At 71.9% G+C, this 14,810-nt stretch carries 14 protein-coding genes; 8 read left to right on the top strand and 6 right to left on the bottom strand.

Annotated elements, in window-relative coordinates:
* Window positions 1–66: 66 nt before the first annotated feature.
* Both ABZT06_RS14780 and ABZT06_RS14785 read left to right on the top strand, forming a co-directional pair.
* Window positions 67–1,710, top strand: a complete 1,644-nt coding sequence (locus tag ABZT06_RS14780) for a glycosyl hydrolase family 28-related protein (protein ID WP_355740189.1) — start codon at window positions 67–69, stop codon at window positions 1,708–1,710.
* Window positions 1,707–2,969 (top strand): alginate lyase family protein, encoded by a 1,263-nt coding sequence (locus ABZT06_RS14785; protein ID WP_355740055.1) that lies wholly within the window; start codon window positions 1,707–1,709, stop codon window positions 2,967–2,969. The genes ABZT06_RS14780 and ABZT06_RS14785 overlap by 4 nt, the downstream gene beginning before the upstream one ends.
* Window positions 2,970–3,173: 204 nt before the next feature.
* Here the strand turns inward: ABZT06_RS14785 and ABZT06_RS14790 are convergent, their stop codons facing one another.
* A complete protein-coding gene (locus tag ABZT06_RS14790) occupies window positions 3,174–3,986 on the bottom strand; it encodes an SAM-dependent methyltransferase (RefSeq protein WP_355740057.1) in 813 nt (270 codons plus the stop codon).
* Between the two features lie 69 nt (window positions 3,987–4,055).
* Between ABZT06_RS14790 and ABZT06_RS14795 the strand changes: the two genes are divergently transcribed.
* On the top strand, window positions 4,056–5,456 hold the full coding sequence (locus ABZT06_RS14795; protein ID WP_355740191.1) for a SpoIIE family protein phosphatase: 1,401 nt from the start codon (window positions 4,056–4,058) through the stop codon (window positions 5,454–5,456).
* A 1-nt stretch (window position 5,457) separates the two neighbouring features.
* Here the strand turns inward: ABZT06_RS14795 and ABZT06_RS14800 are convergent, their stop codons facing one another.
* Window positions 5,458–5,856 (bottom strand): ATP-binding protein, encoded by a 399-nt coding sequence (locus ABZT06_RS14800; RefSeq protein WP_355740059.1) that lies wholly within the window; start codon window positions 5,854–5,856, stop codon window positions 5,458–5,460.
* A 306-nt stretch (window positions 5,857–6,162) separates the two neighbouring features.
* On the opposite strand from ABZT06_RS14800, the gene ABZT06_RS14805 reads away from it, so the two are divergent.
* From ABZT06_RS14805 to ABZT06_RS14815, 3 genes are all read left to right on the top strand, one after another.
* Complete coding sequence (locus ABZT06_RS14805; protein WP_355740062.1) at window positions 6,163–7,038, top strand: helix-turn-helix transcriptional regulator; 876 nt, start codon at window positions 6,163–6,165, stop codon at window positions 7,036–7,038.
* Entirely contained in the window at window positions 7,035–7,286 is a 252-nt protein-coding gene (locus ABZT06_RS14810; protein WP_007379642.1) for a DUF397 domain-containing protein, read from the top strand. Before ABZT06_RS14805 ends, ABZT06_RS14810 begins: the two co-directional genes overlap by 4 nt.
* Window positions 7,287–7,362: 76 nt before the next feature.
* Window positions 7,363–8,181 carry an SAM-dependent methyltransferase gene (locus ABZT06_RS14815; protein WP_355740065.1) on the top strand — a complete coding sequence of 273 codons (819 nt, stop codon included), beginning with the start codon at window positions 7,363–7,365 and terminating at the stop codon, window positions 8,179–8,181.
* Window positions 8,182–8,265: 84 nt separating this feature from the next.
* Here the strand turns inward: ABZT06_RS14815 and ABZT06_RS14820 are convergent, their stop codons facing one another.
* Window positions 8,266–9,147, bottom strand: a complete 882-nt coding sequence (locus ABZT06_RS14820; protein WP_355740067.1) for an NAD(P)-binding domain-containing protein — start codon at window positions 9,145–9,147, stop codon at window positions 8,266–8,268.
* Between the two features lie 96 nt (window positions 9,148–9,243).
* Between ABZT06_RS14820 and ABZT06_RS14825 the strand changes: the two genes are divergently transcribed.
* Window positions 9,244–9,579, top strand: coding sequence for a helix-turn-helix domain-containing protein (locus tag ABZT06_RS14825; RefSeq protein WP_355740069.1), 336 nt, complete (start codon window positions 9,244–9,246; stop codon window positions 9,577–9,579).
* 49 nt (window positions 9,580–9,628) lie between these two features.
* On the top strand, window positions 9,629–10,369 hold the full coding sequence (locus ABZT06_RS14830) for an SDR family oxidoreductase (protein ID WP_355740071.1): 741 nt from the start codon (window positions 9,629–9,631) through the stop codon (window positions 10,367–10,369).
* 16 nt (window positions 10,370–10,385) lie between these two features.
* On the opposite strand, the gene ABZT06_RS14835 is transcribed toward ABZT06_RS14830, so the two are convergent.
* Genes ABZT06_RS14835 through ABZT06_RS14845 form a run of 3 tightly spaced genes read right to left on the bottom strand, consistent with a single transcriptional unit; the run spans window position 10,386 to window position 14,603 of the window.
* Window positions 10,386–11,051, bottom strand: a complete 666-nt coding sequence (locus tag ABZT06_RS14835; protein WP_355740073.1) for a response regulator transcription factor — start codon at window positions 11,049–11,051, stop codon at window positions 10,386–10,388.
* The gene (locus tag ABZT06_RS14840) at window positions 11,048–12,331 is read right to left on the bottom strand and encodes a sensor histidine kinase (RefSeq protein WP_355740075.1); all 1,284 of its coding nucleotides are present in this window, start codon (window positions 12,329–12,331) and stop codon (window positions 11,048–11,050) included. Before ABZT06_RS14840 ends, ABZT06_RS14835 begins: the two co-directional genes overlap by 4 nt.
* Window positions 12,332–12,338: 7 nt before the next feature.
* Entirely contained in the window at window positions 12,339–14,603 is a 2,265-nt protein-coding gene (locus ABZT06_RS14845; protein WP_355740077.1) for an MMPL family transporter, read from the bottom strand.
* Window positions 14,604–14,810: the final 207 nt, after the last annotated feature.

A 14,810-nucleotide genomic window follows, 5' to 3' on the forward strand; every position in this document is an offset into this window, starting at 1 on the left:
TTATGAACGGCGTTCACATCCATGAAAACATGGAAAGGGCGATCCGCCATGAGCAACCGCACTGTCATGGGCATGACCAGACGTTCACTGCTCGGAAGCGCCATCACCGTCGCTCTGGGCGCCGGTGTCGCCTCGGCGGCCGAAACAGCACCGCTGTGGCGGGAGTTCACCCGCGCCCCCTTCACCCATCCGCAGATCCCCTTCGTCGGCCGCGCCGGGTGCCACAGCGGGGCGACACACCGCCCGCGCCGCCGAGTCGTCGCCGACGTACGCGACTTCGGCGCCCGGGCGGACGGGACGACCGACTCCGCCCCCGCGATCAACCGTGCCATCGCCGCCGCCGGAAGGGCCGGCGGTGGCACGGTCACCATCCCGCCGGGCACGTTCCGCATCGACGACGTGATCCGCGTGAACCACTCGAACGTGGTCCTCAAGGGCGCCGGCAGCGGCCGTACGACGCTGTACGCGACCAAGAACCTCACCGAGCTCATCGGGACGTACGGCTCCCGCTACGGCGGGGACAAGTCGTCCTGGTCATGGGCGGGCGGTCTGATCTGGCTCGCTCCCCGGGCCCGTTGGGAATCGCTCGTCGCCGCGATCCGGGCCAAGGCGTGGCCGTTCGAGGGCTGGACGGGCAACCGACGCGACGAGTGGCGGACGCTCACCGAGATCGCCCCGGCGCGGCAGGGCTCCTGGACGGTGACGGTCGCCGACGCCTCCGCACTGCGCCCGGGAACCCTGGTCCTGCTCCGGCTCTCGGACGACGCGGACCACACCCTCCTGGAGCACATGTGCGGCGGCGGGCCCGGTCCCGAGGCGTACTTCTGGGACGACAAGACGAAGCTGACGTCGTACGTGCCCTACGAGTGGCCCGTCCGCATCGCCCGCGTCCACGGCCGGAGAGTCACCCTCGAACGGCCGCTCCCGCTCGACCTGCGCCCGGAGTGGTCCCCGCAACTGACCACGCACGTGCAGGAGTTGAACGGCTCGGGGGTCGAGGGCCTGACACTGGAGGCGCCCGATACCCCGCAGCAGTCGCACCTGCTCGACAAGGGGCACAACGGTGTGGTGCTCCAGTGCGCCTACGACTGCTGGGTGGACGACGTGACGGTCCGCCATGTCGACAACGGCTTCGGTCTGGTGGCCGCCTCCGCGTGCACCCTGCGCCGCACGCGCGTCGCGGGCCGCGGTTCCCATCACCCCTACTTCTGCCGTGAGGGGTCGCACGACAACCTCATCGAGGACTTCACGATCGAGGAGCGCACCCGCCCCGCGCCCGCGAACACCCAACTGCACGGCATCAACGTCGAGGGCCTGTCGTCGTACAACGTCTGGTCGCGCGGTGACATGCGGATGGGCACCTTCGACAGCCATCGCGGTCTGCCCTTCGCCAACGTCCGCACCGACATCACGGTGAACAACAACGGCCGCCACGGCGGGGACGCGAGCGCGGGGCCCCTGTTCGGCGCCCGGTTCACGCACTGGAACATCCGCGTCACCAACGGCCGCGCGGGACTGGTGAAGATCGACGGCCTGGCGCCGTACTCCGCGACCGTCGGCATCGACGAGGTCAGGGAGTTCGACCAGATCGACGTCCCCGACTTCACCGGCGATCTGCACACGCGCCTCGAACTGTACGGCGGTCCGGGCGCGGTACGGCCACGGAACCTGCACGAGGCCCAGCGCCGGCTGAAGGGAGTGGGCCGATGAGCGCGCGCTCCCGCTTGGGCGTCGTCCTTCTGACCGCCCTGGCCGCCTTCAGCACAGGGCTCTGCGCACCGGTGGCGGCACAGCCCGCGGCACCGCACACCGCGGTCCTGGACGGCACCCGACTGCAACAGACGAAAGCCCGCCTCAATCGGGGGGATCCGCAACTCCGGCGCGCGGTGAAGGCGTTGACCGCCCGCGCCGACAAGTGGCTGGACCAGGGCCCCTGGACCGTCGTCGACAAGCCGAGGCCCGCTCCCGGCGGCGACGTCCACGACTACCTCAGCCAGGCCCCGTACTGGTGGCCCTCCCAGCCCCCCACCGCCGGCAACCCGTGGGGCTGCCCGTACGTCCAGCGCGACGGCGAACGCAATCCCGAGGTCGACTCCGGCACCGACCGGCAGGACGTCGAGAAGACCTTCGACTCCGCCTACGACCTCTCCCTCGCCTGGTACTACACCGGCGAGAAACGGTACGCGCGCAAGGCCGGGCAGGTCCTGCGCACCTGGTTCCTCGACCCGGCCACGAGGATGAACCCCAACCTGGACCACGCGCAGTTCATCCCCTGCAAGTACGACGGCCGAGCCATCGGCATCATCGACTTCTCGCAGTCGTACACCAGCGTCGTCGACGCGATCGCCCTGCTGGACACCGGCGCTCCGGGCTGGAGCGGGAAGGACCGCACCGGCATGACGGAGTGGAACTCCGCCTTCCTCGGCTGGCTCAGGGACAGCGACTTCGGCAAGCAGGAGGGCGCCGCCGCCAACAACCACGGCACCTTCTACGACCTACTGCTCGCCGGCCTCGCCAGTGCGACCGGCGACAAGGCCCTGGCCCGCCGCACGGTCCTGGACGCCCGGAGCAGGCGGCTCGCGCCGCAGATCGCGGCCGACGGAAGCCAGCCCCAGGAGCTGCCCCGCACCCGGAGCTGGCACTACTCGACCTTCGACCTGGTCGCCTACACCCGGCTCGCGGCCATCGGGCGGCATGTCGGGGTCGATCTGTGGGCATACCGGGGCCCGGACGGTCAGAGCCTGTTCAAGGCGGTCGACTATCTGCTGCCCGCCGCGACCGGAGCCGCCGCCTGGCCCCATCCGGAGCTGGAGTTCCTGCGGTACGCCGCGACCGACGTCGTGCACGCGGCCGCGGACGCGGGTGACGCGCGGGCGCGGAGGGCTGTTCCGTTGCTGCAGGCGCCGCCGGGCGGCGACCTGTGGGCGCTGCGTCCGGCGGCGGAACAGCTGGACTCCATCGCGGGGTGAGGGCGCCGTCAGGGTGTCGTGGCGGCCGCCGCGGTGTCCGGGCGGCCGCTCGACGCGGTCGCCCGGCTGCGAAACGGTCGCCGGGGGCGACAACTCACGCGCCGATCGGGGACTCCCGCCGGGCGACGGACACCTTCAACTCCCGGCGCCGAGCGTGCCGTCGGGGCATCCGTGCTGTCGTGGCCTCAGCGCTCTCCCCCGCTGTCACCCGATCTTGCGGCCGACACCCGCGTACACCCAGTACTCCGACGGGTTCTCGGGGACGTCCTCACCCTTGTCCGGGCGCCACAGCGGGACATGGACCAGGCCGGGTTCCGTCAGGTCGAACCCGGCGAAGAGGCCCTGGATCTCGTCGTGGGAGCGGACGGTGACCGGTGAGGTGGCCCGGGAGCGGTACAGCTGGGTGACGGCGGCGGCCGTGTCCGGGCGGTCCTGGTCGGTGGCGTGGGACAGGGCCAGCCAGCTGCCCTCCGGCAGGGCGTCCCGGTAGGCGGCGACGATGCCTGCCGGGTTCTCCTCGGGTGCGACGAAGTGCAGGATCGCGACCATGAGCACGGCGACCGGCTGGTCGAAGTCGATCAGCTCGCGCACCTGCGGTGCGGCCAGGACGTCGGCCGGCCGCCGGATGTCGGCGTCGACGATGCCGGCGTGCGGGTTGTCGGCGAGCAGGGTGGTGCTGTGGGCGACGGCCACCGGGTCCTTGTCGACGTAGATCACCCGGGCGCCGGGGCTCGCCGCCTGGGCCACCTCGTGGACGTTGCCCTGCGTCGGGATCCCCGAGCCGAGGTCGATGAACTGCCGGACACCGGCCCCGGCGAGGAAGCGAACGGCCCGGCCGAGGAAGGCGCGGTTGGCGCGGGCCAGCGTGCGCACCTGGGGGTCGATGGCCGTGACGGCCGCCACCGCCTCCCGGTCGATGGCGAAGTTGTGCTCTCCCCCGAGCATCGCGTCGTACATCCGGGCTACGCTCGCCTTGTCCGGATCGGTCCCTGGCGGCAGAGCATCCGTGTCGGTCACCAGAACGTCCTTTCCCAACAAGGTACTTGACGCTCCATCATATAGTTGCCCTGCGACGTCCGGCGATCAATCGTGCCGCCGGGCTCCCGGACCCCCACCCGGAAAGGCACTACGACCCTGCGGAACGAACCGCACAGCCGCTCCGACGACACCCCCACCGTCGTGCCCCCGCCCCGGCGTTCGGCCTTCTCCCCCGCGGCCGACGTCATCGGCTCGGAGCTCGACCTGGGGCTGACCGGCAGTCATGTCGTGCACGCGCTGACGCCCGGCTTCTGCGACGCGGCGTCCCTGTACCTGCTGGAGCGGTGGCGCCGCGAGGAGACCACCTACGCCGGCGCGAACCCCGCCCAGATCGAGGCCCGCAGGCTGGCCCTGCGCGTGGGCACGGACGCGCCCGAGTCCTGGGAACACACCCTGCCGGTCGGCGAGGTGCTCGTCTTCCCCCGCGAGACCCCGTACGCCCGCGCACTGGTCGACGGGCACGCGCAGCTGCTCGACTCGGTCGACGACCACACGGCCGAGCGCCTCGCCGCCTCCGCCGGTGAGGACGCGCGCGTCGGCGAACTCCTCAAGACGCGCTCCTTCCTCGTGGTGCCGTTGCGGCTGCGGGGCGGGGCGATCGGCTTCGTGGCCTGCTCCCGCGGACCGGACCGCGGACCGTTCCTCACCGCGGACGTCGCCGCCGTGGAGTCGCTGGCCGCGCGGGCCTCGGTCGCCCTGGACAACGCGCGCCGCTACGAGCACGAGCGCCGTACCGCCCTGGCCATCCGGGGCAGTCTGCTGCCGGGCACGATCCAGGAGGTCGAGGGCTGCCGCATCGCCCACGGCTCCCTGCCCGCCGGACAGGGCTCGATCATCGGCGGTGACTGGTTCGACGTGCTCCGACGGCCGGACGACCGGGTCAGTCTGATCGTCGGCGACGCCATGGGGCACGGTCCTGAGTCCGCCGTGGCGATGATCCAACTGCGCACCGCCGTACGCACGCTGGCCGGCCTCGACATCCCCCCGGCCGATCTCATACGACGGCTCGACGCGCTCGCCAGCGACACCCCGGGCGCCTCCTTCGCGACCTGCATCTACGCCGAGTGGGATCCCCGGCAGCGCACCTGCACCCTCGTGGGCGCCGGCCACCCTCCCCCGCTCCTGCGCGGCCCGGACGGCCGGACCGCCCCGGTGACGCTGGTCGGCGCGGGCCTGCCGCTCGGCCTCGCCGCGGGCACCTACGAGCCGACCGTGCTGAGCATCGACGACCCGACGCTGCTCGTGCTCTACAGCGACGGCCTGGTCGAGTCCCGGGACGCCGACATAGACCACGAGATCGCCCGCCTCGCCCGGGCCCTCGACGCCGCGGCCGTCGACGACGACCCACTCCCCTCCCTGTGCCGACGGCTGCTGCACGCCCCCTCGGATCCGGCCGGCGCGGACGACCGAACCCTGCTGCTCGCCGAACTCACGCCCACCAAGGGATGATTCAGGCCGTCAGATTGGCCCACACGGCGTTGCCGCCGGTGAGTCGCGAGCGGTCCACCCCCCAGGTGTCCGCGAGTTCCTCCACCAGGAACAGGCCGCGCCCGCCCTCGTCGTCGAGGCCCGCGCGGCACCGGCGGAGTGTGGAGCCCGAGTGGTCGTGGTCGTGCACCTCCAGCCGGAGGATCTCGTCGGTGACCAGCCCGATGCCGCACAGGATGCGCGCGCTGAGGGTGTGGCACACGGCGTTGGTGGCCAGTTCGGACAGGAGCAGCACCGCGTCCGAGCGCAGCTCGCCCGGCAGGCTCCAGGCTTTGAGCCGGGTGCCGACGGAACGACGGGCGACCCCGATGCTGGAGCGGTGCGCGGGAAGTTCGATCCAGTGGGTTCGTTCCTGGTCCACGGCGTCTAACAGCTGACGGGACGAGGTCGTGTGGGGGGACACGGTGTTGGCCTTCCGTGGGGGCGGCGGCGCGGCCGGGCGAGACGCATCGGGGGCAGGGGACAGACGCCAACGCGCCCGAGGGTGGGGACGGTTGACTCACCGTGCGCGCGTTCGGCGGCACGGGTCACACAAGTCACTATGCTCGCACCCAAGTTCAACCTGCAACCAGCTCCCTGATAATTTCAGAAAGCCGATATCCGCCTGTTGGCTGCAGCAAGTCGCTGTCAGGCTGAAGCCGGTGACATCCCCTCAGGAGGTCAGGACATGAGCGAAGGCCGTACGGGCACGGGTGGCACCAGTGCTCCCACCGTGCTGCGCATGATCCTTGGCCGGCGTCTTCAGGAGCGGCGGCAGGGTGCGGGCGCCTCGCTGGAGGACGCCGCCAAGGCGCTCAGGGTGACGTCCCTGACCATCCGCCGCCTGGAGAAGGCCGAGGTCGCCCTCAAGCCGCTCTACGTGGAGAAACTGCTGGAGACCTACGGGGCCGACCGGCAGGAGATCGACGAGTTCGTCGCCCTCGCCGAGCGGGCCAACGAGCCCGGCTGGTGGCACACCTACCGGGACGTCCTGCCGAACTGGTTCAGCGCCTACGTCAGCCTCGAGGCCGGGGCCAGGACCCTGCGCACCTACGAGCCCCACTACGTCACGGGGCTGCTCCAGACGCACGCGTACGCGCGCGGAGTCCTGCGCGGCGGCTTCCCGGGCGAGGCCGACGAGGACCTCGGACGGCGCGTGGACCTGCGGCTGCGCCGTCAGAGCCTGCTGGCAGGACCCGACGCGCCCACGCTGTGGGTGGTGATGGAGGAGGCCGTGCTGCACCGGGTGGTCGGCGGCCCCGAGGTCATGCGGGAGCAGATCGAACGACTGCTGGAGGTCTCGGAGCTGGAGCACGTCAGCGTCGACGTGGTGCCGTTCACCGCCGGTGCCCACGTGGGCGTGTGCGCCCCGTTCACCTACTTCCGCTTCGAGGAGCCGGAGCTGCCGGACATCGTCTACACCGAGGTCCTGTCCGGCGCGATGTACCTGGATCAGCGTTCGGACGTCTCGGCGCATCTGGAGGCGCACAACCGCATGTCCCTGCTGACGTCGGACGCGGACAGCAGGGCGCTCCTGAACCGCATGCGCAAGGAGTACTCATGACCAGCACCGACTGCCACGTCTACAACGGGATGCCGGCCACCGACCTGGGCGAGCAGGGCTGGGAGTCCCCGTGGAGCGGTCCCAACGGCGGCCAGTGCGTACAGACGAAGCTCCTGGCCGACGGCCGGGTGGCGCTGCGGCAGTCGACCGATCCGGCCGGGCCCGCGTTGATCTACACCCCGCAGGAGATCGCCGCGTTCGTCGCGGGCGTCAAGCGGGGCCTCGCCGACCACCTCACGGCCGGCTGAACCACGACCCGAGCCGGACCTGCCTCCGGCAGCGACCTGCCCGACACCCCCACGCACACCACCTGAAAGGGACAGGATGACCCACTCCCACGCCGCGCGGGAGATCGACACCAGCCGGCCCCACTCCGCCCGGATGTACGACTACTACCTCGGCGGCAAGGACCACTTCGACGTCGACAAGCAGGCGGCCGAGACCGTCGCGGCCACCTACCCCGGCATCTTCACGTGCGCCCGTGAGATACGCGCCTTCATGCACCGCGCCACCCGGGTCCTCGCGCAGGACTACGGCATCCGCCAGTGGCTGGACATCGGCACCGGCATCCCCACCGAGCCCAACCTGCACCAGGTCGCGCAGTCCGTGGCGCCCGAGGCGCGCGTGGTCTACGCCGACAACGACCCGCTGGTCCTCAAGTACGCCGAGCGCCTGATGCGCAATACGCCCGAGGGCCGCACGGCGTACGTCCAGGGCGACTTCACCGACCCCGAGGCGATCCTCAGCTCCCCCGAGCTGGCCAGGACCCTCGACCTGAACCAGCCCGTGGCCCTGTCCCTCAACGCCATCCTGCACTTCGTGCCGGACGACTGGGATCCGTACGGCATCGTCTCCCGCCTCCTGGACGCCCTGCCGTCCGGCAGCGCGCTGGCCGTGAGTCACTGCACCGGCGACTTCGCCCCGGAGCTGTGGGAGAAGCTCGTCGGCATCTACGCCGCCGCCGGCACCCGGGCCCAGGTCCGCAGCCAGGCGGAGGTCGCCCGTTTCTTCGAGGGCCTGGACCTGCTCGAACCGGGCATCTCGCTGACCCACCGCTGGCGCCCGGACGACCCGCAGGGCCCGGACCCGGAGCTCACCGACGCCGAGGTCAGCGCGTGGGCCGGGGTGGGCATCAAGCCGTGACAGGGCGCCGGCCGTGCGGGAGCCGGGGGCCCCGCACGGTCGTACGGCTCGGGCGGCTGGAGGGGCTGGGGCGGCGCACGGTCGTCAGCGCACCAGCAGGTCGATCACGCCCGTCAGGTCTTCCTCCCCGCCGCCCCCGTCCAGCCGGCGGCGCATCAACTCGAAGTAGGGGCTGAGCAGTTCCGTGCTGACGCCCTGCTGTTCGGCGGTGCTCAGGAAGGCCGGTGTGCCGGCCACCTGCATGGCGAGGCTGGAGACGACACCTCGGGTGTAGTCGCCGCTCCGCAGCTGGGCGGCGGTCCGGTGCACGGCCGGGGCCATCGCGACGAGCCAGTCGGCGAGCAGCGGGGCGAGCGAGGTGGGGTCGATGTCCTCCTTCCGGATCAGGGCGAAGGCGTGTGCGGCTCCGGCGAACATCCCGTACATGGCGCTGAGCAGGGCCACGTCGTGCAGTGCCGCGAAGCCCGCGTCCTGGCCGACGTAGACGGTGCCGGCCGGGACGGCCAGTGTCTCGCGGTGCCGCTCGAACAGCTCCCGCGAGCCGCTGTAGAAGACATAACCGCCGGCCTCCTGGACACCGATCATCGGCGGGACGGCCATGATCCCGCCGTCCAGGTAGCGGGCACCGCGCTCGCGGGCCCATGTGGCGCGGGCGCGGGCCTGGGCGGGGGTACCGGTGGTCAGGTTGACGAGGTCCCGGTCCGCCAGGTCGGTGCCGGCCAGTGCGTCCTCGACCGAGGCGTCGTCCAACAGGCAGACGACGACCAGGGTGTTCGCGGCGACCGCCTCGGCGGCGCTGCCCGCGATGTTCGCGCCCTCGGCGGCAAGGGGCATGGCACGGCCGGGAGTTCGGTTCCAGACTGTGAGCGGATGGCCTGCGGCCAGCCAGGTACGGGCCAGCGCGGTACCCATCGCGCCGAGGCCCAGCAGGGTGACGGAGGTCTTCTCAACGGTGTTCTGTGTCATACGGATCAGGCTGGTCACCGGCCCGCTGGTGATCAAGTACGCACTTCGGAGTGGGTGGTTACCCCGAGGTGAGCGAGCACGTCGAAGGGGTGGGGCATGACGACGCTGAACCGGCCGGGCACGCCGGACGGACACATCTGCGGGATCGACACCGCGATGGAGGTGATCGGCGGCAAGTGGAAGGTGCTGATCCTGTGGGCGCTCCACGAGCACCCCTGCCGCCGCTTCGGCGAGCTGCGCCGGCTGCTCCCGGGGATCACCGAGAAGGTGCTCGCCTCACACCTGCGTGAGATGGAGACGGACGGTGTGGTGCGCCGTGTCTCGTACGACGAGGTGCCGCCCCGCGTCGAGTACTCGCTGACCGAGGACGGCGAGCGCCTCAACGTCGCGCTCCAGCCGCTGGCCGCCTGGGGACGCGGACGGCCGGCCTGACGGCTCCCCCAGGACCTGTCGCGGCCGCACCGTGACAAGATCCACTGTCATGAGCATCGAAGCGGGAGACCGGCCCGTCGCCCTGGTCACGGGGTCCACGTCGGGAATCGGTGAGGCCGTCGTACGGCGGCTCGCGGCGGACGGGACGCGGGTCGTCGTGCACTCGCGGCGCAGCGCGGAGGCCGGGCAGGCGCTGGCGGCCGAGCTCGGGGGCGCCTACGTCCAGGCGGACCTCGGCGTCGAGGAGGAGGCCCGGGGGCTGGTCGAGAGGGCGCTGGGTCACTTCGGGCGGCTGGACGTGCTGGTGAACAACGCGGGCATCAGCCGGCCGATCCCGCACGCCGACCTCGCGGCGGCCACTCCGGAGGACTGGCGGCGACTTCTGGAGGTCAACCTCATCGCGCCCTGGGTGCTCTGCACCGCGGCCCTTCCGGCGCTACGGCTGTCCCCCGGGGGCGGCAGCATCGTCAACATCACCAGCCACGCCGGCGTACGGCCCAAGGGTTCCTCGGTGCCGTACGCGGCGAGCAAGGCCGCACTCAATCACGTGACCCGGTTGCTCGCGGCCGCGCTCGGGCCCGACGTGCGGGTGAACGCGGTGGCGCCGGGTCTCGTGGACACGCCGATGACGAAGGACTGGGCACAGGCGCACGAGCTGTGGCGGGACCGCGCGCCGATGCACCGCCCGGCCCAGCCCGCCGACGTGGCCGACCTGGTGGCATCGGTGATCGGCAGCGGCTATCTGACCGGGGAGGTCATCGTGCTCGACGGGGGCCTGAACCTGACCTGAGAACCTGCCTGTCGGGTCACGTGGCCTGGGCCAGGCCCGTCCGGTAGGCGATGACGACGAGTTGCGCCCGGTCGCGGGCGTCGAGTTTCGTCATGGCGCGCTGCACGTGGGCGCGGACGGTGAAGGGGCTGAGGAACATCCGCTCGGCGATCTCCTGGTTGGACAGGCCGGTCGCGACCAGGGCCACCATCTCGCGTTCGCGCGGGGTGAGTACGGCGAGCCGTTCCGCGTGGGGCACGGGGACGTCGTCCGGTGTGGCCAGGAAACGGGCCACCAGGGAGCGGGTCGCCGCGGGGGACAGAAGGGTGTCGCCGTCGGCGATCGTCCGCACCGCGTCCAGCAGGGCTTCGGCCCCGATGCCCTTGCCGATGAAACCGCCGGCCCCCGCGCGCAGCGCCTGGGCGACGTACTCGTCGGTCTCGTAGGTGGTGAGGATCAGGATGCGGCTGGCCCGCAGTTCCGGGTCGGCGCAGATCTGTGACGTGGCGGTGAGACCGTCCACCTCCGGCATCCGGATGTCCATGACCACCACGTCCGGGCGCAGCTCGCGGGTGAGCCGCACCGCCTCCCGGCCGTCGGCGGCCTCGCCGACCACGGTGATGTCGTCGGCCGAGTCGAGCAGCATCCGGAAGGCACCGCGCAGCAGGGCCTGGTCGTCGGCGAGCAGTACCCGGAGCGTCACAGTGCGTCCCCCGTCTCTCTGTCCACGGCCGCCGCGTCGGCCGTCCGCGCCTTGATGGTTGTCGCTCCGTCAGTCCCGCGTGCGGTGTCCTTGGCGGGTGGGAGGGGCAGCTGGGTGGAGACGAGGAAGCCACCCTCGGGACGGCTTCCCGCGGAGAGGTGCCCCCCGACCGCCGTGGCACGTTCCCGCATCCCGATCAGACCGTAACCGGGCGGCCGGTCGGCCGTAGGCGCCGTACGGACGCCCCCTCCGTCGTCGGCGACGGTGATGGTCAGGCGATCGCGGTTCCAGGCCAGGCGCACCCGGGCGCTGCCCGTACCGGCGTGCTTGGTCACGTTGGTCAGGGCCTCCTGGACGATGCGGTAGGCGGTGAGGTCCACTCCCGGCGGCAGCGGCCTGGCCGTGCCCTCCTGATGCACCGTCACCTCCAGACCCGCGCGGCGGAAGGACGCGAGAAGAGTGGGAAGCCGGGACAGCCCGGGCGCCGGTTCGGCGGGCTCGGCGTCCCCGGACTGGCGCAGCAGACCGACCGTGGCCCGCAGGTCGTCGAGCGCGTCGCTGGTGGTCTCGACGAGCTCTTCGAGGCTCTTGCGGGTCTGCTCGGGGCGGGTGTCGAAGAGGTGGGCGGCGACCGTGGCCTGCGCGTTGGCCAGGGTGATCTGATGGGCCACCAGGTCGTGCAGTTCCCGGGCGATGCGCACCCGTTCCTCGGCCACCCTCCGGCGCGCCTCGCTGTCGCGGCTCTGCTCGGCCCGCAGGGCCCGTTCCTCCATCGCCGCCAGGTAGGCCCGCCGGTTCTGCACCGAGTGCCCCAGCACGCCCGCCACCAGCGGGAACGCGGCCACCGCTCCCACCCTGCTCGCGTCCTTCCACGAGAGGGCACCGAACAGGGGGGTCGAGGCGACCAGCAGCGCCACGGAGATGAGCGCCACCGCGCTCGCCGCGCGCCGTTCGGTGCGCGCGGTGAGCGCGTAGGAGTACGCGGTGATCACGGCCGGGACGGCGATGAGGGGGCTCAGCAGGAGGCCCAGGAACGGCGCCAGCACTCCGCTCGCGGTCGTGACCGCCATGGCGGTCAGCGGCGCCCTGTGCCGCACCGGGAGCACGGCACAGGACACCAGGGCGACGAAGTAGGCGACGGCGGTCGGCGGTGACAGCGTGCTGCCGTCGTCCTTCACCACACCACCGAGCAGACAGAGCGCGAACGCCGTCGCCGTGATCGCTCCTTCGCGCCACCACCTGCCGCGCGGTCGCGGGTCACCGCCGCCCGTGTTCGTCATGAGCGGCTCAGTCCCGGCCGACGGGGAGCCGCCGCACCGCCGCGTCCGACTCGTCGGCGTGGGCCGGGACGGGCGGCCTGTTCAGTGCCTCACCCTCGATGTCCACGTTCGGCAGCACGCGGTTCAGGATACGGGGCAGCCACCAGGCGCGGTGGCCGAGCAGGGCCAGGACCGCGGGTGCGATCGCCATCCGGACCACGAAGGCGTCGAAGGCGACGGCGGCGGCCAGGCCGACCCCCATGGTCTGGATGGTCGGGTTGTTCATCCCGATGAATCCGGTGAACACACTGATCATGATGATGGCCGCCGCGGCCACCACCCGTCCGCTGTGCCGGAACCCGCTGACGATCGCCTCGCCGGGGGACGCGCCATGGACGTAGGCCTCCCGCATACGGGTGAGGAGGAAGACCTCGTAGTCCATGGCGAGGCCGAAGACGATGCCGATGATGAGGATCGGCATCAGGGACATGACCGGTCCGGTCTGTTCGATGCCGATCAGGTCCGCGGCCCAGCCCCACTGGAAGACGGCGACGAGGACGCCGAAGGCGGCTCCCACCGACAGCAGGAATCCCAGAGCCGCCTTGACCGGGACCAGGACCGAACGGAAGACCACCGTCAGCAGGAGCACCGCCAGGCCGATGACCACGCTCAGATAGGGCACGAGGGCGTCGGACATCGCTTCGGAGATGTCGATGTTCAGCGCGGTGGTGCCGGTCACCAGGATGCCGGCGCCCGTGGCGGCCTCCACGCCCGGGACCGCGTCCCGGATCGCGTGCACGAGGTCCTTGGTCTCACCGCTGTTCGGCGCGGTCTTCGGGACGGCGGTGAGGACGGCCGTGTCCTCGGTCCGGTTGAGCACCGGATCGCCGACCGACGCGACCCCGTCCACTGCCCGTACGGTCCTGGCGACCAGGTCCGTGGTGGCCCGGGTGTCCGCCGACTCGGACATGTCGACGACCACGGTCAACGGGCCGTTGAAGCCCGGGCCGAAGCCCTCCGACAGCAGGTCGTAGGCGCGGCGCTGGGTGGTCTCCACCGACTTGGACTCGTCTCCGGGCAGCCCGAGTTCGAGGCTCAGCGCCGGTAGGGCGACGGCGCCGAGACCGAGTCCGGCGATCATCAGCACGGCCACCGGCCGGCGCAGCACGAACCCTGCCCAGCGGCTGCCGAGGCCCGGCCGGGTGGCCTCGCTTCCTGACCGGCGGATCTCGCTCCCCTGGCGGAGGTTCTCGCTCCTCTGCGGGAGGTTCTTGCGGACGGCGCGGGAGAGGACCCGGTGCCCGGAGAAGCCGAACAGCGCGGGGACCAGGGTCAGGGCGACCAGTACGGCGAGGGCCACGGCGCCCGCGCCGCCCATGCCCATCTTGGTGAGTTCGGGGATGCCGACGACCCCCAGCCCGACCAGGGCGATGACGACGGTCGCTCCGGCGAAGACGACGGCTGATCCGGCCGTGCCCACCGCCCGGCCGGCGGCCTCCTCCGGCTCGCTGCCCCGGGCACGCTCGTCTCGGAAGCGGGAGGTGATGAACAGCGCGTAGTCGATGCCGACCGCCAGTCCCAGCATCAGCGCCAGGATGGCGACGGTGGACGTCAGGCCCAGCGGAGCGGCCAGCGCGGAGACGAGGCCGAAGGCGATGGCCACGCCGACGAAGGCGGTCAGCAGCGACAGTCCGGCCGCGACCAGCGACCCGAGGGCGAGGACGAGCACCACCGCCGCCACCGCCACACCGATGATCTCCGTCGTACCGCCCAGCGCCTCCTCCGCGTCCAGGGCGGAGCCGCCGATCTCCACGGTCAGCCCCGCGTCCCGGGCCCGGCTCGCGGCGTGCTCCAGGGCGCTCTTCGTCGACGCGGTCAGATCGACGGCGTCCGCGGTGTAGGTGATCGTGGAGTAGGCGATGGTGCCGTCCTTGCTGACGGCACCGGTCGTATAGGGGTCGGTGGCCGACGCGACCTGCGCGCCCGCGTCCAGCGAGCCGAGCGCGTCCTCGACGGCCGCCTTGTTCTCCCTGGCCGTCACCCGCCGGCCGTCCGGGGCCTGGAACACCAGGCGGGCCTCGGCCCCTTGGGAGTTGCTCTGCGGGAAGCGCTCGTCCAGCAGGTCGAACGCCTTCTGCGACTCTGTGCCGGGCATGGCGAGGTCCTCTTCCTCGCCGGCCGGCGCCAGCGCGGCGGCGCCGACGGCCAGCACCAGGACACCCAGCCACAGACCGCCCACGAGCCGGCGCCGCCGGAAGGCCCACCGTCCGATCCGGTACAGAAAAGTAGCCACCTGTCGATCACTCCAGACGCCGTGAGGCAAGGGGGATGCGCGGGATTCGCACGCCTCCAACCCTTCCTTCCGGCGCCTCGCCGGGCATCGTCCTGCGCCGCCGTCCTGCCCTGGTGCACCCGGACCAGCCGCACCCGTGCCCTGGTGCACACGCACTACAGGCCGCCGCACTGACCCGCACTTCGGAGACGTGGCATCGGCGCCGCA

This window comes from Streptomyces sp. NPDC005483 (assembly GCF_040606035.1).
Classification (GTDB): domain Bacteria; phylum Actinomycetota; class Actinomycetes; order Streptomycetales; family Streptomycetaceae; genus Streptomyces.